We start from the raw sequence: 20196 nt of genomic DNA on the forward strand, positions 1-20196 counted from the left end.
ATAACTTAACCTTTCATTCCCGCTTTAAGCTGGACTCTATTCTACGCATCTCGTTCAACAGATCGGGTTTCCGCTTAAAGTATTCTCTCACAGGCTCAAGTATTTTAACTAGGGCTTCAGCAACACCGCGCTTTAAGTCTAATGGATGTATTTCGCCGCGTAAATAGGCGTCCCTCAAATCCTCATACTTCTCGAAGGTTACTGGCCCGCCATATTTAGCTGGCCTCGGAACCTCCATATGGCCTAGCTCGGGGAAAACTATGTATTTTGCGTGCTCAAGGATAGGGTTTTTCTCCTCCTGTCTTGGCGGACAATATGCTGCCCTTATCTTAGCTCTGATTTCATCTGGGGAATCATGAACGAATATGCAGCTCTCAGGCTTGCTCTTAGACATTTTTATGCCTATCTTCTCGCTTAGTTTAGCATCCTCATCGAATCTGCCTTCTGAAACCTCAGCGGCCGGGGGCTGTAGCCCTGAAAGCAGCGGTGTATGTAGACATACTGGCTTCTTCCAGCCCATCTTCTCAGCAGAATCCCTGGCCAGCATGTGCGCTTTTCTCTGATCTATGCCGCCGCAAGCCATATCCAGCTCTAGATGGAATATGTCGGCGGCCTGCATACATGGATAAAATATCCATGCTGTCTCTATGTCAGCCATATCGAGCTCACGCCCCATTATTGTTAATGCCCTTCTAACCCTTAGGAGCGACGAGCCCTTAGCTATTCTTATGACTTTCTCCCAATACTCTATATCGCCCGCTATGTCCGAAGCCCAGACAAAGCGCACATTGCCAGCCGAGGTTACCCCTAGAGCCTCAAAGCATTGCTTAAAATATTCGCCGCATAAGCGTATATTCTCCATTAACCCGCCCAGCTTATTGTTTATCCAGCTGTGCCAATCCGCCAAGAATATTATGAAGTCGAACCCGGCTCTGGCGATATCTTTAATCTTAGAGCCGCAGACCAAACCCATGCCAATATGCATAAGACCCGAACATTCAAAACCCCAGTAAGCCTTAGGTCTACTTGTAGTCTCCAGTAGGAAGCGCAGCTCATTAACGGTCACAGTCTCTTCAGTGTTACGGGTAATCAGGTTTAATCGCTCCTCCACATCCAAGTGCACAGCACCCCGGATGCTTCAGCGCATAACCTTATTAAAAGGATTGAAATATTAAAGTTTGGTGCTAAACTATGCCATATTGTAGGCATTGCGGCTTTAAGCTACCGGATGACGCCTTATTCTGCCCCAACTGTGGAGCAGCTGTCCCGCCAGCAGCCCCTAAATCTAGGCCGGAGCTGGCCAGCTGGGGTGAGAGAATAGCCGCATACTTTATAGATGTTATTATAATTGGGCTTATAGTGGTTCCAATGGTCTCCATATTCCTTTTGCCCTGGAGACTTCTGATCGAGGGTTTTGGATGGGATCTCGGTGTATTTGCGAGCTTCAGTCTCACCAACGTGGTCTCGTTTCTATACTGGACTTTCATGGAGGGGGTTTACGGGCAATCTCTTGGAAAAATGATTCTGAAGATTAAAGTTGTTAGGGCTGATGAAAAACCCATGGATATCGCAACAGCGGCCATAGAAAGCCTAGGGAAAGCCTTTCTGCCCCCAATAGACTTCATTTTAGGCTTAATATTATACCCGCAGAGGCAGCAAAGATTATTTAACTATATATCGAGCACCATTGTCGTTAAAGCTAGTTAAGCACCATGACCTTTATAAGGATATACGAGCCCTAGAAAGCCAATTCAAAATAGACCTAAGCCTATGAGTTCACTTACCTATATGCGATAAATCCATTGATGTATAGAGATGCTTTAAGAAACATTTATTTTCCGCATGCTAGCAAAACTTTAGGTATCATGATGGAGGATTATTTGGATGCAGGGGACGTATAGGATAGCGGTTCTCCCCGGTGATGGCATAGGTCCGGAGGTCGTGAGCGCCGCGGTTGAGGTTTTAAGGGCTGTCCAGAAGGCTGTCAGCGGCTTAAAGTTGGAGATAGTTTACGGCGAGGCCGGATACAACTGCATAGAAAAATACGGAACTAATCTCCCACAGAAAACAGTTGAGGTTCTTAGGGGGAGCCATGCTTGCCTTAAGGGGCCTATGACGACGCCTGAGGAGCCGGGTGCTCCGCCGAGCGTTGCCGTAACCATTAGGAAAATGTTTAATTTGTATGCTAATGTTAGGCCATGTAAGTCCCTTCCAGGGGTCTGGTCCCTTAAGCCCAGCATAGACCTCGTTATCGTTAGGGAGAACACTGAAGGCCTTTATTCTGGCGTAGAGTATGAGATTTCGCCCGGAAGAGGCGTTGCCTTAAGGATTGTAACGCGTGAAGCCTCTGAGAGGGTTGCTAGGTTCGCTTTTAAGCTTGCCGAGAAGCGTAGATGCCATGTGACGTGCGTTCATAAGAGGAATATTCTGCGCGTGACCGATGGCATATTTAGGGATTCTGTCTTCCGCGTAGCGATGGAATTCTCCTCAGTCCGCGTTGATGAGGAGCATATTGATGCTATGGCTATGAGGCTTATTAAGGAGCCTGAGAGGTTTGATGTTATTGTGACCACGAATCTTTTCGGCGACATACTTTCCGATGAGGCTGCGCAGATAGCTGGCGGCATAGGGCTTGCCGCCGGGGCGAATATAGGCGATAGCTACGGCATGTTTGAGCCTGTTCACGGCTCAGCGCCCAAGCATGCTGGTAAAAATAGGGCTAATCCAATCGCAACTATTCTGGCTGCTAAGATGATGCTTGATTGGCTCGGCGAGTATGAGGCGGCTAGGCGCATAGAGACCGCTGTCGAGAAGGTTTTAAGCGAGGGGAAAGTTAAGACATATGATTTAGGCGGAACAGCGACGACAAGTGATATGGGGAACGCGATAATTGAGAAGATTCTTGAAGAATGCTAATAACCTTAAGGAATAATTTTTATCAATTCTCCTAAAGATTTTTCAGTATGCTAATTAGCAAAGTTTATATTATATGGATTGAAGTGGTTTAGATATGAGCAGAAATATATTTGCGATGATTTTCGCGGTTCTAATGGCTGCAGTAACGGTTTTAGCGGTAACATGGGGTTTCGAGTTTAATTGGCCGGATTATGTCCATGTGGACTATGGTTTTCCGCTGGTTTGGTGCACTCACACGTTGAATACTATTCATGGTCCGGTTGATGTTTGGAGGGTTGATTTAGCGCCATTAACGGCGGATTTAGCGTTTTGGCTCTCCATAATGATCATGGGGCTATTCATAATCCTTCTCGTCAAGAGATAAAAGTGGTGTATCCATCCTTAATTGCCGTTTTTCATGGCTACTTTTAATGAAGTTTCGACCTCACTCTCGTCTTTAATGTTTACGGCTCTTTTTCCCTTTTTCAGGGCGGTGTTTATGAGCTCCTCATCGGCACTTAGAAGCAATTTACTTTCAGAGCATATGCACGTTTGGATTTGGAGGGCGTCGGCTTCGTAGATATGCTCCTCTAAGATTAAGGGCCAGCCCTCTACAAATATAGATGTTAAAACAGGGATTATTTCTATGCTTTTCAGGCGGAGTAGCCCCGTATTTCGCTTAAGAACCCCGTAAGAGTTCTATTGAATTCGTTTTCATCAAGCCATTTTCTCCTTCTTCTAATATCGAGAACTCCTAGCACCTCGCCGATGTTCCAGATGGATGTTGCTATAAGCAATTCTCCTTCCCAGCATTTATCGAATATTTTGTCTCGGCGGGGCTTCCGGGTTCTGAGATGTATCTTTTAACTATTGCGCTGCTGTCAAGATAAACCTTTAGCAATGGGGTTTCCCCTCATCTCTCTGATGAGGAGCTCGGCGGCTGGTCCTCTCAGCGTAGGTCTTTCCCGCTTTATCTCTTCTGGAGACTTTAGGGTTTTAATGTTGGCGTTGATTCTTTTAAGGGCTTGCCTAACCTCTTCGTCGACTAGGGTTTCTCTCAATAGGTTTTCAACCTCATTGCTTAGCTTCCTTAATGTTCCATGCTTCCTTAGAACTGTATCCTTGAATTTAGCCCATAATTCCTCGTCTATGTATAGGCTGATTTTTCTCATGGATGCCACTAGAGAACTATACTGGTAGACCAGTATTTAAGTTGATCTAGACGGCTGGGTTGCGCTATTTCTTCTCGGTTTCTAGGTATTTGTTGATGGGGTCTTTTAGGAGTTCACTGTATTTTTCTTTGACTTTTTTCATGTCCCATCGCTCCTTTTCGCTGTATTTTAGGGTTTGGGATTCTGCTGCTTCCTTAACTGTCCCGACTATGTCGGCGTATCCTGATTCTGTGTTGACTTCTACGACGTATGTGTTGTCTTCTAGGTGGACTAGGACCCATGCGTGGCTGACCGCTTCTTCCTCGTTGTCTCTTGAGATTGTTCCGCGTCCCATGCTGACTTTGAAGCCTTTCTCCTCCAGGTATTTCATTAGGATTGCGCTCTTCTCTCCGCACTCAATCTTGGCTTTTGGCGGGCGATACTCTTCCTTGAAACGCACGCTTTCTAGCGCTTCTTTTAGGCTTTTTAGGTCTGTTATGTCTAGGAAGACTTCTACGCCTGAGAGGAGCTGGTATGGCGTGATCCACGCGTTGTCTTCTTTTGTGGCTGTTTCTATTGTGCCGTCTGGGAGCCATGTTTTATACGTGGTTATCTTTGTGACTTTTATTATCGGGGTTGCGAAGAAGATTAGAAGCGAGAGCGATGCGCATAGGGCTGCTGCTAGGAGAATTTTTAGTTGGTTTATTGCTTTCACGCTCAAATATCGGTTTATTGATTGGTGTTTAATAAGGTTTATGGGTTTGACTGTGGGTTTCGCGGTTGTCCGTTTTTCTTTTTTTCCTTTCTGTCCGTTTTTCTTACTTCCAGCATGCTTAATTAAATGCAATTATATAGGAAGGTATATATGTTACTAATATAGATTTATAATCTTGATTGATTTGAGGCCTCCGGCCGATTCTCACGTTCTCGGTCTGGGGTTTCAATAGAAATGTTAGAGCAGATATCAATGGATGCGGCAGGCTTAAGGGATAGGGAAGAAGGTGAGGGTGCGTTTAAGGCTGGTGCTAGGAAGGCTCGTGTTAGGTTTGGCGCGGTCTCCCTACCGCTTAAGATCCTTGAAGAGATAGACAATCTCATTAAAGATCTCGGCTACTGGCCTAGCCGCTCAGCCTTCGTCCGGGAAGCCTGCCTAGAGAAGATCAAGCGGGAAAAAGAGAGACTAAAAGAGCTATAAGGAAAGCTGAATGGAGGCCTCAAACCGATCGGAAAAATATGAAAGGAGGAAAAGGGTGCGAATATGAAGGGTAAGATTGGCTTACTGATGCTGGCAATCCTGATGGTATTGGTGTTAGCGTCTTTCCCAATTTATTCTATGGCTGTGGAAGCGGTCATATGGACTGATAAGAGCGATTACACGCCTGGAGAAACTGTGATAATTCATGGAGCAAACTTCGCATCGATCTCAAATATCACGATAACTATTTTGAGACCGGATAATACCATAGACACATTATATATTGCGTCTGATGATGAAGGGAAATTCATAGCAGAATACCAGTTAGATGGGATAGAGGGCGAATATAAGGTAACAGCAACAGACGGAATAAACACGGCGGAAACAACATTTACAGATGCTGTAAACATCAATTGGGTTAAACCCTCAGGTTCAAGTTATCCTCCAGAAAAAGAGAACTTTTTAACAACAGAAGATGTTTATGCCGTTGTATATTCTGGCAGTGGGTCTGGAAAAAATAGTTTTAGAATTTATATTGTGTCAAATGAACCAATAACGGGAAAGGATTTAAATGATACTTCCGGTGGATATGAGACTTTTACAATAGATAATCAAGGAACTCACGGACCCTTCCTAATTTGGAAAGCTCCAACTAAAGCAGGCACATATTACATAGTAGTCGACGACAACGAAAATGGAAAATATGATGGAGGCGACGTGTACTGTTCTTTCACCATATCGACTCCACTAGCGGAGCTTAAGGCAGATTTGAGTATAGTGAAGAGCGGTCCATATTATGCTCATGTTGGCGATGAAATAACTTTCACATTTAGTGTAAACAATTCTGGCCCGGACAGCGCAGCTAATGTGGCAGTCACCGATGATAAGGCTGGAAAAGCCACATATGTAAACGGCGACACCAATGGTAACGGAATGCTTGATGTTGTCGAAACCTGGATCTTCACAGCCACATACAAAGTTTTAGAAACAGATCCAGATCCACTAGTGAACACGGCAGAAGTAACCAGTGAAGTTAACGATCCAGATGAAAACAATAACCAAGCAACCTGGACAGTTGACATACTACATCCGAATATAACCGTTTCCAAGAGCGGCCCACAATATGCCCATGAGGGTGACACTATCACCTACACTATTACGATTACGAATCCGTCCACCGATACTATCATGTACAAGGTTTCGGTAGTTGACTCGCTTCTCGGCAATATTTCAGCGAGCTTCCCTGAGAGTTTGGCTCCCGGCGCATCTGAAACAAAGACTTTCACCTATAATGTTCCATCCCCCAGCGGTGACATAACAAATACTGTTACAGTAAAGTATAAAGATGACCTCAACTTTGAGGTGACTAAGACTGCTTCTTGGTCTATTGACGTTCTACATCCGAGCATAGATGTTATTAAGACGGCAAATGTGACTATGATTCATGAGGGCGACTGGGTTGAATATAATGTTACTGTTGTTAACACCGGCGACTGCAACCTTACCGTCACGCTTGAGGATGAACTGCTCGGCATAAGCTGGAGTGGAACGCTTAAGCCGGGCGAGAAGCATGAGGAAATAGTCCCCATTCAGCCGACAGAAGATCCAACAGAGAACACGGCTAACGCCACCGGAACGGATGCTTTGGGCGGAAAAGTTTCAGACTCCGCTTCTTGGAAGGTTGACATTCTCCACCCAAAGATTATGGTTACGAAGGTTGCCAATGTTACTAGGGCTTACGCCGGGTACGTAATCGAATACACTATTAATGTGATTAATATCGGCGACTGCCCACTGTACAACGTGAACGTTACAGACACATTGCTTGGCACACTGCCCACTAACGGATTCCTAGGTGTCGGCGAAAGCGAAAGCAAGACATTCACTAAGACATATACTGTTGAGGCTGGAGACTCAGATCCGCTAGTGAACAATGTCACCGCAGAGGGCAAAGACGCCTTAGGCCTATTTGTTTCAGCCAATGCCAGCGCCTCAGTAGACTTGATCGCCAAGATATGTGGATACAAATTCTATGACGCTAACGCGAATGGCGTATGGGATTATGGCGAGCTAGGTGTTGCAGGGATAAAAATAGAGCTATGGCTCGGCGGCTCAAAGATTAATGAGATAACAACCGGCTCTGATGGAAGCTACTGCTTTGATGAATTAGATGCTGGAAACTATACTATTGTAGAGGTTCTGCCCGATAACTGGGCGAACACGACGCCAACCAGCATAACAGTTGAGCTCAAGTCGGGAGAAATAAGCAAGGACAATAACTTTGGAAACGTTTGCTTAAAGCCTGGCTATGGCGGTAGGACATTGGGCTACTGGGCTAATGCAGGCAACAAGCTAATCACGAAAGAAGACGTAATCTATCTTAACAGCCTGAACCTATATAAGCCAAGTGGATGGTATCCGCCATTCACCACCAATAACGGCAATAATGGCCTTCTGACTGCGAGAAGCCAGATTAGAACCTATCTGCTTAGGGCTACAGCAAGAGATATGAGGTGGATGCTATCAGCCCAGCTAATCGCCACAGCGCTAAATGTCCGCCACAGATACCTAAGCAACTCAACAATAGTCTACGTTGGGCCGTCAACATATGTGCCAAGCGGCTTCATAACAATTGAAGAAATAATTATTAATGCTAATACAGCGCTATCGAACGGAGCCGAGCAGGAGTACTGGAAGAATATACTCGACGCCTTAAACAACAATAGGCTGAAATTTGTCTGCCAAAATCCCTGCTAACCGATAACATACCCATAAGAGGGTGAGGGCTAATAAAGCCCTTTAAACCCAATCCCCCTCTTTTTTTATTTATATACCTCCGCCCGATAAGAGCCTCTAGAAGCCCCGGAGAAATGGAAACTCTTATATTTGCTTAACAATATACATCATTATTAAACGACATAAAAGGAGAATATTTTATGGGGAGATTCAACTTTTCTAACACTGCGCTTTTAACCGTGCTTCCCCTCTCTCTTCTGCTAATAGCCCTCTTATTCAATTCAGTAGCAGTCTACGCCAAACCAGATAACGGCTCAGGCTCAACAATTGAAATAAGTAACGGCATATTAACAGTGTATGTTGAGAACGAAACCGGCTTCGGTATCGGATCATACACTATTTGTACCGGACCAAACCATCCAGCTCCCGACAAAAACGTCTTTTACGGAGGCTCAGTCGGCAGCGCTTGGTCATCATACAACACAATAGTTGTTAACGAGACAAAGAGAATGTACGTCACAACATCATATAAGGAGATTATACCCGACCCCAACTATACCGTGATATGCCTAGACGAGAATTTAACCTCAATCCACCACACTAATAGAATAGTTGTTATCAAATGGAGGACTGATGAGAACCTCTTCATTACGCAGGAGATTGAGATCTTAGGCTCAACAATTCACGACACATACGTTAGAGTAACGGTGTCCATAAAGAATGAGGGCAGCCAGAAGTATACTGTTGGCATAAGATACCTCTGGGATATTATGATCGCAGATAACGACGGCTCATGGCTTAGAACCGTTAATCCCAGCTCCAATTGGCTCAGCAGCGAGACTGACTGGCTCCCACCAGACTTCAGTTATTGGGAGGCAACAGACAACCCAAACAACCCAACATTCACGATCTACGGCTCCATCAGCGAACCATCTTGGCTCAGAATACCGGCAACCCCACCCAAAGGATTCATGTTCGCCGCATGGGGCGGAGGCTCAAACCCTAACCCAGGCCTATATGACTATGCATATAGCTTCTCACACTTAGCGAGAACTATCGCTGATTCCAACCTGGATAGCGCCGTCGCATATTATTGGGAGAAAAAGATAGACGTCGGTGAAAACTGGAGCGTAACGGCGTACCTCTGTACCTCACCTCCCCTTCCGCCTCCCGTAGGCGGCTTCATCATAGATTCAGATCTAAGTATCACCAATCATAGTTGGACTTTACACATCAATTCCCTAGCCATACTCACACTCCTCTTAAGCGCAACCATCTTGACCATAGTCTCCTATAAATCCAAGTTTCGAAAAAGAAAACAATAATTAACAGTAGTTGGCTCCATAAGAGCGATTCTAGCGATTCTAAGGAGGCTACTAATACTCTCAACATAACTCCAATATTAAGCATCATCCTGCTCCATCTTACTCCAAAGCCACTACGCTTTTCTCAGCATCATCCCGCTAGGCGTTAACCCTTAAATACCCCTAAACCCACACTAAACATGTTAGCAAAGAGTGAACCAAGTAATGGAGTCTTTAAAGAGAGAGTTCCTAGAACTACTGGATAAGGACTTGGAGTTCCGCTACGCTGTTGCAGGCTACCTAGGGCTATCTGAGATACTCAAGAGACTTGACACCTTAGCCGAAGAACAAGTAAGATTAGCCAAAGAACAAATAGAGCTTAGAAGAGAGCAGGCTAAGCTAGCCGAAGAACAAGTCAAACTCAGAGAAGAACAGACAAAAATATGGACAGAGATGAGAGCGCTGAGGGAGGAGCAGGCAAAGATATGGACTGAGATTAAAGCGCTAAGAGAAGAACAGACAAAAATATGGATGGAGATAGCTAGGCTTAGAGAGGAGCAAACAAAAATATGGACAGAGATCTCCGGACTCAGGGAGGAGCAGACAAGAATATGGGCTGAGATAAAGGCGCTTAGAGAGGAGCAGACGAAGATTTGGGCTGAGATAGCTGGGCTTAGAGAGGACTTCAATAAAATGAGGGAGGACTTCAATAGGATGTATAGGCAGCTGGATATTAGGCTTACCAGGGTTGAGCGCACATTAGAGAAGATAACATTAGATATTGAGGAGGAGGCTAGAATCATAGTTAAGTATAGGCTTAGGGAGATGGGCTACGAGGTCGAAGTAGGCTCACTAATATTGCCAGAAGCCGAAATAAACATTTACGGCGCCTCAGATGAGATATGCGTTATAGGCGAAGCATCCGTCAGAGCGCCCGCAAACATAGTAGACAAAATAAACAGTAACCTCGAGAAACTAAGAACCCTATACCCAGACACGCTAAGGCCGAAAATATTGAAGGTCGTTTACACGAGCCTAGCCATGCCAGACCTAATTGAGAGAGCCGAGAAAGAGGGCATATGGGTTCTAAAGGCAACAGGCGACATCGTTAAGCCTAAGAATTTATAACTAAATCAACCTCCAGCCAAAGCTCAAAAGCATGAATACATTTATTCCCGCATAAACATCATCTTCTCGCTTCTCTCCAATACCTTATCATCTCTGCCGAATCATAGTCCGCTGAACCACACTTGCTAAAGATCTCCTCTCTAATGGCATCCATCTCTCTAGCCGCCCTAACCCTCTTAGCCCCCTTTATCCATTCCCCTCGAAACCCCTATACGAATATTTCACTCAAACACATACGCTTCCAAATCAACTATTAAATTCCAAGCTAAGAAAACAAAAGATTTAGCGAAGTTAACTTAAGCGGCGCCCAGCAGAGACTACTTTCTGTTTGAAACGTAGACTTTTATTGTTGCTTCGGCGGCATTCCCATATTTGTCGTAGGCTTTAGCTGTTATCGTGTGCCATCCATCCTTAACAGACCTAGTGTTCCAGCGATATACGTATGGCTCAGCGCTAACAGTGGCAGCCAGCTTACCGTCAACATAGAACTCAACGCGGCTTACGCCAGACTCATCCCAGGCGGAAGCAACGACATCAATCGTCCTAGAGGCGGTCGAGCCATCCAGAGGCTTAACAATGCTGACGGCGGGCGGCTTAACATCCCTAAAATTAACGACGTTAACGGAGACAGCATTAGACTCGCCAACATTGCCAGCAGCATCATAAGCCCTAGCAACCAACGTATATGCGCCGTCAGGCTCAGTGGTAGTATCCCAATAGAACTCATAGGGCTCCTCAGAGTCAACGGCAAACAACACGCCATTCTTGAACAATTCAACCCTAGCTACGCCCCTATCGTCGCTCGCGCTAACAGACACGACAACAGCGCCCGAAACAGTATCCCCGCTCCTAGGATAAGTTATCTCAACCCTAGGCGGAGTAGTGTCAGGAGGAGGCGGAGCCGCTCCGGCGGCAGCTTTAAGGGCTTCGTAGGCGTTAACCCTACCCCAACCATAATAAACATCGTAGCCAGTATCACCCAAATCAACAGCAGTAGACTCAAGAATTTGCTCTATATCCGCTGGTGTAAGGGACGGATTGGCCGAGAAGATTAGGGCTGCTACGCCAGCAACAATAGGCGCCGAGAAAGACGTCCCAGAGACAGAGCCGTAGCTCCCACCTTTAACGGTCGTATATATGCTTACGCCGGGAGCCGATAGGTCGACATAAGGCCCATAAGACGAGAAGCTCGCAAGGATGTCGCCACTAGCTGTGGCGCTAACCGATACAATATATGGGTTATCCGCGTAACCCTCATACTTGCCAGTATTACCAGCAGCCGCAACAGCCAAACCACCCTTATCCATAAAATATTTCGCAGCGCTTGAGAGCGATGAACCGCTGAAAATCTGGAAGCTCATCACAGCAACCTTAGCGCCGCGGTCAGCAGCGTAGGTGAGACCCTTGCTTAGAAGCGAGTAGCTGGTGTAGCCGCTCGTATCCGTAACCCTAACTGGCAAAATTACACAGTTCCACGCCACGCTGGCCACACCGATCCCGTTATTCGCTATGGCGGCCGCTGTCCCGGCAACCTTGGTCCCATGCCCATAAACATCGCTTGTATCAGCATTATTATCATAGAAATTCCAGCCCTGAAGCAGCTTACCAGCCAAATCCGGATGTGATGGGTCAACACCGCTATCAAGTACAGCGACAACAATGCTTTGGCTTCCGGTTGAAACGTCCCAAGCGCCCGGAGCACCTATCGTTGGAAGATGCCACTGCTTAGAGTAATATGGGTCGTTAGGGGTCTGAGAAGGCTCGATTAAGCGGTTCTCCTCAACAAAATCAACCATGGGGTTCCTCATCAAAGCGGATTTAACGCGCTCCGCCGCCCCCTCCGGAACCGATATCACCAAGACGCTTATCTGCGGTATCTTATCGGTAACGCATGCGCCTATAGAGCGGAGCAAACCTTCGCCAGCATGCCTACAGACACCGGGCTTAAACCTCAACAGTAATTCAGCTCTGCTAGGTTTAGTGGAAACAACAAGCGTGGGAAGCATGGCTGAAAAGAGCAGCGGCAGCAAAACCACGATAAGCATTAATCTGCCGCTAAAACGAAAAATCATATCTAAATAATCAGCCTCCTATCGTAAATAGGCGAAAAATAAATTAAAATTTATGAAGAACAAATATTTACGAAGAAACTCTAAAAATAATTTATATTGACGACTGAAAATTAGAAATCTCTAACGATAATGTGCTGAAATAAAGCTGATAGAGAGAATCTGTATTTGAAGTTCCATTAGGCGGGTAAACCCTTCTTTAACCCCTCTATAGCCCTTAGAATCGCGTCCTCTCGGCCGAAACCCCCAGCCTTAGTTATCACCAGCCCCCCATCAAACCCGCCGCCCAATACGACACCATATGGGATTCCCGGCATAACCTCACCACAAACTCTAACTCCACACGCCCGTATATGCTTCATCACTCTTATGGCGGTATCTCCGCCCACAACTATTATTCCAGCAGCCTTAAACTCGCCAGAAACTTGGGTGGCAACCTCTCCTAACACGTCAGATATGGCCTTTGACATCCTAGTCTCTCCGAACCCAAGAGAAGCTGCCGCTCTACGAGCAATTAAAACATCCTCTTTCGATTCAACTCACATAGGCAATCTTAGAGTATCGCATGTGACGACCCATGTCTCCCTAAGGAACGCGTGCGACTTAATAAAGAGGGAGCGGGTCTACAAGGTGATAGTGTTAACAGATGGAGCCCTGAAAGACATGGGCGTGAAACATCCTAAAATAGCCGTAGCTGGCTTGAACCCGCATTGCGGTGAGGGAGGGCTTTTCGGAGACGAGGAGATTAAAGAGATTGCGCCCGCCGTTGAAATGGCAAAGAGAGACGGCATTAATGTTATCGGTCCACTGCCAGCTGACACGGTGTTTGTGAGAGCTATGGGTGGAGCTTTCGATGCTGTAGTAGCAATGTATCATGATCAGGGACATATACCGGTGAAGATGCTTGGCTTAAGGTGGGATGAGAAGAGGCAGGGGTGGACACGTGTTAGGGGTGTAAACCTTACAATAGGTTTACCGATAATACGCACGTCGGTGGATCATGGCACAGCATTCGGGAAAGCTGGGAAAGGAGAGGCGAACCCGCAAAGCATGATGGAGGCGATTAAAACAGCGGCGAAGATGGCGAGAAAACGCATTAATAAATCATCTTAATGTCTAATAAATCATCCGCGTATGAAAGAATGAGGCGTTCAGCCGATACTATCATGGAAAGATTGGTTTTATAGCTTTGGTTGGACAAGCTGCGACACATCTTAAGCAGTATATGCATTCTGGGTCAGTGATTTTCTCTCTAGGAGATTTTAGTATTGGAACCTTCATTGGACATTTCTCCTCGCATATGCGACATCCGATTTTTGTGCATCGTACTATATCCCTTCTCAAGCCTAGTAGGCTGAATCGGCTTACTAGCGCTAATAATGCTCCTTGAGGACACATGTATCTGCACCAGACTCTCGGAATATACGCCGCTAAAAATAGGATGGCGATCAGTATCACCAGTCTAACAATTAGGAGCGGCGTTATGGTAAAGTATTCAAGTCCAGAGTATATGGAGAGCGAAAGAGCGGATAGCAGTCTGGGGAGAACGGCGAAAAGCGTGTCGGATGGACTTAAAATGTTAAATGGTGCTTGAGCAAACAACCCTAACGTCTCCCTATATATTCTCCCGCTTTCGCTGAATTGTGCGAGAGATAATGAGGCGCTTATCAGCAAGGTTAAACCTAAGATAACGTATTTTATGCCTATAAAGCTTCTATGCGCTTCAGGCGACACCTTAAATCTCTTAGTTTCATGGATCGCCAGCATATCTTGAATCAAACCCATTGGGCATATCCATCCGCATAAAGCCCTGCCGGTTAAAACGCCGAACAATAATATTGAAGCTAGGGGTAACAGTGGGAATAAAGAATCATACATCATTTTCTGTAGAAGACTCATGGCTTCGCCAGCTATTTTAAAGGGTGAGCCGGATGGCAGCAGTATCGGCAATACTAGCGGAACAGCCAGTAAGCCAAATATGGCTGAGTTGAGAAGAATTAAAAAGAAGAATTGAACAATTCTCCTAGCGACCTCCAATAGGACAAGCCTAGATTTTAAGTTCGCGAGCCAAGCGTTTTTAAGGCCCCTCATAAACGACGACGCCTCAACATTCCATTTAAATCAAAGTATTCTAGGAAACCTTAATAACGGTTTTTAAACGCTCTCGTAGCCTGATGGACTAAAAATTCATAATTCCTATTTGTTCGATATTCTCATGGTTTTTAGCAAGGCAGATATAAGAGAGTATCTTCTCTAATCTAATGAGGTTAAGGTTTATAGTAAAGTTGGAGCGTTATTAGATGGTGAAAATCGCCATTATTGGCGCCGGAAGCCATGTGTTCTCCAGACGCCTCATAACCGACCTGCTATCCTATCCGGAGCTTAGGGAAAGCACTATAGCGCTAATGGATATTGATAGAGATAGGCTTGATCTCATAACCGCTTTCACTAAAAGGCTTATTGAACAGCGCGACTTCAAGACTAGGGTTGAGTCCACAACCGATAGGAGAGTTGCGCTCGATGGCGCCGACTACGTAATAGTCTCAATTAGAGTTGGAGGTCTTAAAGCGTATAGGCTTGACCTTGAGATCCCAGCGAAATACGGCGTCATTCAAGGTGTTGGAGATACCATCGGCCCCGGAGGAGTTTTTTATGGTTTACGCCACGTTCCAGCGATCCTAGACATATGCTATGATATGGAAGACCTATGCCCAGAAGCCCTACTCATAAACTACACGAATCCAATGGCTATAATATGCTGGGCAATAAACGATTATACGCGCATAAAAAGCGTCGGATTATGTCACAGCGTTCAAGGGACAGCTGCTGAGCTAGCGCGCTACCTAGGCGTTCCAGTCGATGAGCTCTCTTACTGGGTTGCAGGCATAAACCACATGGCCTGGTTCCTAGAACTTAAGTGGCGTGGAGTGGACGCGTACCCCATGCTTAGAGAGAAATTTAAGGATCCAAGCGTCTATATGAGGGATGATGCCCACTGGGCTGGGGCAGACATCGTTAGAGTTGAGATTTTTAAGGCGTTTGGATACTTTAACACCGAGTCCAGCCAGCATATGTCGGAGTATCTTCCATACTTTAGGAAGAGGCCCGATCTGTTCGAAAGGTTTAAGCTGGTTAATCCCTTAGAAAGATTGGATTCCATGGAGAGTAGGAGAGCAATGCAGGATGAGGAGCTGAGGAAGCTTCTCGCTGAGGGCTACAGGTTCCCCTTAGATAGAAGCCAAGAATACTGCTCACATATAATTCATTCTATTGAGACAGGCATCCCAAGGAGAATACATGGTAATGTTAAAAACAGTTGGCTTATAACGAACCTGCCATATGGATGCTGCGTTGAAGTCCCGTGTCTAGTCGATAGGGCTGGTATACATCCATGCTATGTGGGCGATCTACCCCCTCAATGCGCAGCACTAAACAGAACAAACATTAATGTTCAGGAGCTAGCCGTTAAAGCGGCTGTTGAAAAAGATAAAAGATTGGCGTTTCAAGCTATTCTTCTCGACCCGTTAACGAGCGCGATATTAACTATAGATGAGATAGAACATATGGTTGAAGAAATGTTCAGGGCAGAAGCAGAGTACTTGCCCGGCTTTAAATAAACCCTATTCTAGGGGAAGGAGCGATTAAAGATGGATGTAATTAAGGTGCCCGAAATAGACTTCGAGAAAACCATCAGTGAAATAGTTGATTTTATAAGGGGTGAGGTTGAGAAGGCAGGGGCAGCGGGGGTTGTTCTCGGCTTAAGCGGCGGCATAGACAGCAGTTTAACCGCGGCTTTATGTGTTCGAGCCTTAGGCGGAGATAAGGTTTTAGGCGTAATTATGCCTACCAGCTTCACTCCAAAAGAGGATCTGGAAGACGCGTTAGAGGTGTCTAGAAAGCTCAATATGAAGACGATTTTAGTTAACATTGACGACATATGTGAGACTATCGTGAAGGCTTTAAAAGTGAACCCGGATGATCCAAGGGTTAGGATGCCGCTGGCTAACGTGCGCGCCAGAGTTAGAATGTTGATACTGTATTTCTACGCGAACCTATACAACTATCTTGTTGTCGGAACAAGCGATAGAAGCGAGTATTTGATAGGCTATTTCACCAAGTACGGTGACGGCGCAGCCGACTTCTTTCCCATAAGGCATCTCTATAAGACGCAGGTTAGGGAGCTAGCAGCATATATGGGTTTGCCGGAGAGAGTTGTGAAGAAGCCTAGCAGCCCGCAGCTATATCCTGGGCATAAATTATTAGATGAGATACCAGCAGACTATTCGATAATAGACCCGATACTGGTTGGATTATTCGAGAAGAATCTTCCAGCGGATAAAGTCAGCGAGATACTTAACGTTCAACTTGAGATCGTTAATGATATAAAGCGTAGATACATGAAGAGTATGCATAAAAGGCTTACTCCGCCAATGATAGAGACTAAAAGATAAAATCGGAACCTTAATTTAATTAGGTTTAAAGACCTAGGAGTAGTTGAGGGAGATGTTATGAGGCTGGCGGATAGAATGAACATTATTAAGCCTTCTGGCACCATAGCGATGGCTGAGAAAGCCAGAGAACTGGCTAGAAGCGGAAAAAAGCTGTATAATCTTGATGTCGGCGAACCAGACTTCGATACGCCTGAGCATATAAAGAGGGCTGCGATAGAGGCTCTGGTGAGCGGCTTCACCCATTATACTTCAAGCCTCGGCATAATTGAGCTTAGAAGAGCCATTGCGGAATACCTAAAAGATAAGAAGGGCTTGGATGTTAACCCGGAGAAAGAAGTTATCGTGACCCCGGGAGCTAAGCACGCCATATACTGCGCCTGCATGGCCACCCTAAATCCCGGCGACGAGGTTCTCGTCTTAACCCCAACATGGCCTACGCACTTCACATGTGTTGAGGCTGCTGAAGCAAAAGTTGTTGAGGTTCCATGCGGCGAATCATATAGCCTAGATGAGGAGCTCCTTAAGCGAAGCATAGGCAATAAAACGAGGATGATAATTGTTAACTCACCGAACAATCCGACTGGCGGAGTTCTAAGCGTTAATGAACTTAAGGCTATTGCCGATTTAGCGGCCGACCACGATCTACTCGTCTTGTCAGATGAGATCTACGATGAAATAATCTACGATGGTTTTCAAACTAGGAGCATGGCGAGCTTCGATGAGATTAGAGAGAACGTAATTCTCGTAAATGGCTTCAGTAAAGCCTACGCTATGACTGGCTGGAGACTTGGCTACACTGTTGCAAACGAGACCATAATAGATGCCATGAATAGGATTCAGCAGGCTACAACCACTTGCCCAGCGAGCTTCGTGCAGAAAGCTGGTATAGCCGCCTTGAAGGGGCCGCAGGACTGCGTTAGAAAGATTATCGAGGAATTCGATAAAAGGAGAAGGTATGTTGTTAGGGCTCTCAACGAGATTCCAGAAGTGAGATGCGTCATGCCGAGGGGTGCATTCTATGTTTTTCCGCGCTTTCTTAGCGTTAACATGCCTAGCTTTGAGGTCAGCATGAGACTCCTTGAGGAGGAAGGAGTATCCACTACGCCTGGAAGCGTTTTCGGCTCGTGTGGTGAGGGCCATATTCGCATATCGTATGCCACGAGCCTCGAGGTAATTGTGGAGGCCGTGGAAAGGATTAAGAATTTCGTCAACAAATATTCAAACGTGAGGGTTGGTGATACAATTGTTTGATGGAAAATCCATAGAGGTTTTAAAGAGAATGGTTGAATCATTTGGCCCTTCAGGCTTCGAGAGGGAAACAGCTAGAATAATAAAGGATTACATGAAGGCATACTCGGACGAGATTCTAACTGATAAACTTGGCTCAGTAGTATTTGTCCGCAGAGGCGAGTTTGAAAGGCCTCATGTCCTCCTAGCAGCCCATATTGATGAGGTTGGATTCGTCGTCTCCGGCGTAGACGAGAACACTGGTTTTCTATCGTTTAACCCTCTTGGCGGATGGTGGGATCAAGTACTTTTATCGCAGAGAGTCGTTGTTAGAACTGAGAAGGGGGATCTTTATGGCGTTATAGCGGCTAAGCCCCCGCACTTATTGACCGATGAGGAGCGGCAGAAACCCGTTGACAGAAGAAACATGTATATTGATATAGGTGTGACCTCCGCTAAAGAGGCTTATGATATGGGAGTTAAGATCGGCGACCCGGTTGTTCCATGGTCGCCTTTCATGCTAATCAATAATGGTAGGGTTGCCATGGGTAAAGCCTTCGACGACAGGATAGGCGCCTTCGTGATGATGGAGACCATTCGAAGAATAAGGGAGAGCGGAATAAGCCACCCAAACACAATTTATGGTGCTGCGACGGTTCAAGAGGAAGTCGGAGCTAGAGGCGCGCAGACGGTCTCCCATATAGTTGACCCCGATGTTGCGCTCGTGATTGAGGTTGATATAGCTGGAGACGTTCCGGGAATAAAGCCTAATGAAGCCCCAACAAAGATGGGGAAGGGCCCAGCCCTATGCACGTATGATAGTAGCATGATTCCGAATCAGCCTCTGAAAGAATTCGTTATCAAGGTAGCTAGGGAGACTGGAATACCGTTGCAGTTATCTCAAATTGCTAGGGGCGGAACTGATGCTGGCAGAATCCATATTAGTAGGGCTGGATGCCCCAGCGTTGTTATAGGCATACCCACTAGGCACATACATAGCCACGTCGGGCTCATGAACATGGACGATGCTGAGAACGCTGTTAAACTTATGATCGAGCTTATAAGAAGGCTTGATAGAGAAAGAGTTGAGAGCTTTACAGCCGTATAAATTTGAGGGGTTAAAAGAAATGATTGCTGAAGAGAAAATTATTGATGGCTTTAGGGTTAAGGTTGCGTCAATAGGCGACATGCTTATTGGAGCTGCCTGCGATATAGGTCCAAGAATAATTTATCTCGCTAGTGTTAAGAGACCGGAATTGAATCTTTTCGGGGTTCTTCCAAACGCGGGGGTAGAGACATCTGAAGGGTTCTGGAGAATTTATGGCGGCCATAGGCTTTGGGCTGCCCCTGAGGCTAAGCCCCGCTCATATTCACTTGACAATCAGCCAGTAAATATAGAAACTGATTCCGACTCGCTGACAGTTCACGGAAACCCGGAGGAGAAAAACTCCATACAGAAGGAGATTACCGTAAAAGCGAACCCGGATGGAGGCGTTCAAGTAGTTCACAGGATTAGAAATATTGGCCGCTGGCCGATTAGGCTAGCGTGCTGGGCTCTCTCAGTGATGCGGAGAAACGGCTTCGCAATAGTGCCCATCAAACCCATGAAGGTTGACGCTGAGGGACTACTGCCAGATAGGCACATCTCAATCTGGCCTTACACAAATATAGCGGATAAGAGGCTCGTGTTAACGAGCGAGTACATATTTGTTAAGCAGGATCCTAAAGCCGCTGGACCGCTTAAAATCGGCGCAAAAGCCAACCCTAATTGGGCAGCTTATTGGGTTGAGGGAATGCTGTTTCTCAAACAATTTAATTATGAGGGTGGAGCGGAGTATCCGGACTTCGGCTGCAGTGTCGAGGTTTACACAAACCCTGATATGCTTGAGCTCGAAACTCTTGGGCCGCTTAAAACCGTTGAGCCGTCCGGCGTGATTGAGCATGTGGAGGTTTGGAGAGTCTCAAACGTTGGGAAGATTAAAATGAAGCCGGAAAATATTAGGGAGAAAATTGAGCCATTAATAAAAGTTTAACTAAAAC

Annotated in this window: 18 protein-coding genes and 1 pseudogene; 13 read left to right on the plus strand and 6 right to left on the minus strand. The window is 45.9% G+C overall.

Going from position 1 to position 20196, the window contains the following annotated elements:
* Window positions 1–13: 13 nt before the first annotated feature.
* Window positions 14–1111, minus strand: a complete 1098-nt coding sequence (locus QXR61_01770; protein ID MEM3756679.1) for a tyrosine--tRNA ligase — start codon at window positions 1109–1111, stop codon at window positions 14–16.
* Window positions 1112–1191: 80 nt separating this feature from the next.
* Here QXR61_01770 and QXR61_01775 point away from each other — a divergent pair, with 80 nt between their 5' ends.
* The 3 genes from QXR61_01775 to QXR61_01785 all read left to right on the plus strand — a co-directional run bounded on the left by QXR61_01775 (window position 1192) and on the right by QXR61_01785 (window position 3280).
* Window positions 1192–1707 carry an RDD family protein gene (locus tag QXR61_01775; protein MEM3756680.1) on the plus strand — a complete coding sequence of 172 codons (516 nt, stop codon included), beginning with the start codon at window positions 1192–1194 and terminating at the stop codon, window positions 1705–1707.
* A gap of 177 nt (window positions 1708–1884) precedes the next feature.
* Entirely contained in the window at window positions 1885–2916 is a 1032-nt protein-coding gene (locus QXR61_01780; GenBank protein MEM3756681.1) for an isocitrate/isopropylmalate dehydrogenase family protein, read from the plus strand.
* Between the two features lie 94 nt (window positions 2917–3010).
* On the plus strand, window positions 3011–3280 hold the full coding sequence (locus QXR61_01785) for a hypothetical protein (GenBank protein MEM3756682.1): 270 nt from the start codon (window positions 3011–3013) through the stop codon (window positions 3278–3280).
* A 496-nt stretch (window positions 3281–3776) separates the two neighbouring features.
* Here QXR61_01785 and QXR61_01790 read toward each other — a convergent pair whose 3' ends face one another.
* Window positions 3777–4067 (minus strand): hypothetical protein, encoded by a 291-nt coding sequence (locus tag QXR61_01790; GenBank protein MEM3756683.1) that lies wholly within the window; start codon window positions 4065–4067, stop codon window positions 3777–3779.
* Window positions 4068–4131: 64 nt separating this feature from the next.
* Window positions 4132–4761, minus strand: coding sequence for an arylamine N-acetyltransferase (locus tag QXR61_01795; GenBank protein MEM3756684.1), 630 nt, complete (start codon window positions 4759–4761; stop codon window positions 4132–4134).
* Window positions 4762–4995: 234 nt separating this feature from the next.
* Between QXR61_01795 and QXR61_01800 the strand changes: the two genes are divergently transcribed.
* From QXR61_01800 to QXR61_01815, 4 genes are all read left to right on the plus strand, one after another.
* The gene (locus QXR61_01800) at window positions 4996–5241 is read left to right on the plus strand and encodes a ribbon-helix-helix domain-containing protein (protein ID MEM3756685.1); all 246 of its coding nucleotides are present in this window, start codon (window positions 4996–4998) and stop codon (window positions 5239–5241) included.
* A 63-nt stretch (window positions 5242–5304) separates the two neighbouring features.
* The gene (locus QXR61_01805; protein MEM3756686.1) at window positions 5305–7998 is read left to right on the plus strand and encodes an SdrD B-like domain-containing protein; all 2694 of its coding nucleotides are present in this window, start codon (window positions 5305–5307) and stop codon (window positions 7996–7998) included.
* Window positions 7999–8177: 179 nt separating this feature from the next.
* Complete coding sequence (locus tag QXR61_01810; protein MEM3756687.1) at window positions 8178–9302, plus strand: hypothetical protein; 1125 nt, start codon at window positions 8178–8180, stop codon at window positions 9300–9302.
* 204 nt (window positions 9303–9506) lie between these two features.
* A complete protein-coding gene (locus QXR61_01815) occupies window positions 9507–10409 on the plus strand; it encodes a hypothetical protein (GenBank protein MEM3756688.1) in 903 nt (300 codons plus the stop codon).
* Between the two features lie 317 nt (window positions 10410–10726).
* On the opposite strand, the gene QXR61_01820 is transcribed toward QXR61_01815, so the two are convergent.
* On the minus strand, window positions 10727–12481 hold the full coding sequence (locus tag QXR61_01820; protein MEM3756689.1) for a S8 family serine peptidase: 1755 nt from the start codon (window positions 12479–12481) through the stop codon (window positions 10727–10729).
* Between the two features lie 176 nt (window positions 12482–12657).
* Window positions 12658–12948, minus strand: a complete 291-nt coding sequence (locus QXR61_01825) for a nucleotide-binding domain containing protein (GenBank protein MEM3756690.1) — start codon at window positions 12946–12948, stop codon at window positions 12658–12660.
* A gap of 79 nt (window positions 12949–13027) precedes the next feature.
* On the opposite strand from QXR61_01825, the pseudogene QXR61_01830 reads away from it, so the two are divergent.
* A pseudogene (locus QXR61_01830) lies at window positions 13028–13591 on the plus strand (4-hydroxythreonine-4-phosphate dehydrogenase PdxA).
* A 51-nt stretch (window positions 13592–13642) separates the two neighbouring features.
* Here the strand turns inward: QXR61_01830 and QXR61_01835 are convergent.
* Window positions 13643–14569, minus strand: a complete 927-nt coding sequence (locus tag QXR61_01835; protein MEM3756691.1) for a 4Fe-4S binding protein — start codon at window positions 14567–14569, stop codon at window positions 13643–13645.
* 209 nt (window positions 14570–14778) lie between these two features.
* Between QXR61_01835 and QXR61_01840 the strand changes: the two genes are divergently transcribed.
* Genes QXR61_01840 through QXR61_01860 form a run of 5 tightly spaced genes read left to right on the plus strand, consistent with a single transcriptional unit; the run spans window position 14779 to window position 20189 of the window.
* A complete protein-coding gene (locus QXR61_01840; GenBank protein ID MEM3756692.1) occupies window positions 14779–16095 on the plus strand; it encodes an alpha-glucosidase/alpha-galactosidase in 1317 nt (438 codons plus the stop codon).
* 30 nt (window positions 16096–16125) lie between these two features.
* On the plus strand, window positions 16126–16929 hold the full coding sequence (locus QXR61_01845) for an NAD+ synthase (GenBank protein ID MEM3756693.1): 804 nt from the start codon (window positions 16126–16128) through the stop codon (window positions 16927–16929).
* A 57-nt stretch (window positions 16930–16986) separates the two neighbouring features.
* Window positions 16987–18180: a pyridoxal phosphate-dependent aminotransferase gene (locus QXR61_01850; protein MEM3756694.1), complete on the plus strand. Its 1194-nt coding sequence runs from the start codon at window positions 16987–16989 to the stop codon at window positions 18178–18180.
* Complete coding sequence (locus QXR61_01855; GenBank protein MEM3756695.1) at window positions 18164–19264, plus strand: M42 family metallopeptidase; 1101 nt, start codon at window positions 18164–18166, stop codon at window positions 19262–19264. The genes QXR61_01850 and QXR61_01855 overlap by 17 nt, the downstream gene beginning before the upstream one ends.
* Window positions 19242–20189 carry a hypothetical protein gene (locus QXR61_01860; GenBank protein MEM3756696.1) on the plus strand — a complete coding sequence of 316 codons (948 nt, stop codon included), beginning with the start codon at window positions 19242–19244 and terminating at the stop codon, window positions 20187–20189. Before QXR61_01855 ends, QXR61_01860 begins: the two co-directional genes overlap by 23 nt.
* Window positions 20190–20196 lie beyond the last annotated feature (7 nt).

The organism is Candidatus Bathyarchaeia archaeon (assembly GCA_038882715.1).
Taxonomy (GTDB): Archaea; Thermoproteota; Bathyarchaeia; order Bathyarchaeales; family DTEX01; genus DTEX01.

What these genes read in the sequence shown, in the direction of transcription:
- QXR61_01775 (MEM3756680.1), top strand. Translation starts at nt 1,192, where the DNA reads ATGCCATATTGTAGGCATTGCGGCTTTAAGCTACCGGATGACGCCTTA.
- QXR61_01780 (MEM3756681.1), top strand. Translation starts at nt 1,885, where the DNA reads ATGCAGGGGACGTATAGGATAGCGGTTCTCCCCGGTGATGGCATAGGT.
- QXR61_01785 (MEM3756682.1), top strand. Translation starts at nt 3,011, where the DNA reads ATGAGCAGAAATATATTTGCGATGATTTTCGCGGTTCTAATGGCTGCA.
- QXR61_01790 (MEM3756683.1), bottom strand. Translation starts at nt 4,067, where the DNA reads ATGAGAAAAATCAGCCTATACATAGACGAGGAATTATGGGCTAAATTC.
- QXR61_01800 (MEM3756685.1), top strand. Translation starts at nt 4,996, where the DNA reads ATGTTAGAGCAGATATCAATGGATGCGGCAGGCTTAAGGGATAGGGAA.
- QXR61_01805 (MEM3756686.1), top strand. Translation starts at nt 5,305, where the DNA reads ATGAAGGGTAAGATTGGCTTACTGATGCTGGCAATCCTGATGGTATTG.
- QXR61_01810 (MEM3756687.1), top strand. Translation starts at nt 8,178, where the DNA reads ATGGGGAGATTCAACTTTTCTAACACTGCGCTTTTAACCGTGCTTCCC.
- QXR61_01815 (MEM3756688.1), top strand. Translation starts at nt 9,507, where the DNA reads ATGGAGTCTTTAAAGAGAGAGTTCCTAGAACTACTGGATAAGGACTTG.
- QXR61_01820 (MEM3756689.1), bottom strand. Translation starts at nt 12,481, where the DNA reads ATGATTTTTCGTTTTAGCGGCAGATTAATGCTTATCGTGGTTTTGCTG.
- QXR61_01825 (MEM3756690.1), bottom strand. Translation starts at nt 12,948, where the DNA reads ATGTCAAAGGCCATATCTGACGTGTTAGGAGAGGTTGCCACCCAAGTT.
- QXR61_01835 (MEM3756691.1), bottom strand. Translation starts at nt 14,569, where the DNA reads ATGAGGGGCCTTAAAAACGCTTGGCTCGCGAACTTAAAATCTAGGCTT.
- QXR61_01840 (MEM3756692.1), top strand. Translation starts at nt 14,779, where the DNA reads ATGGTGAAAATCGCCATTATTGGCGCCGGAAGCCATGTGTTCTCCAGA.
- QXR61_01845 (MEM3756693.1), top strand. Translation starts at nt 16,126, where the DNA reads ATGGATGTAATTAAGGTGCCCGAAATAGACTTCGAGAAAACCATCAGT.
- QXR61_01850 (MEM3756694.1), top strand. Translation starts at nt 16,987, where the DNA reads ATGAGGCTGGCGGATAGAATGAACATTATTAAGCCTTCTGGCACCATA.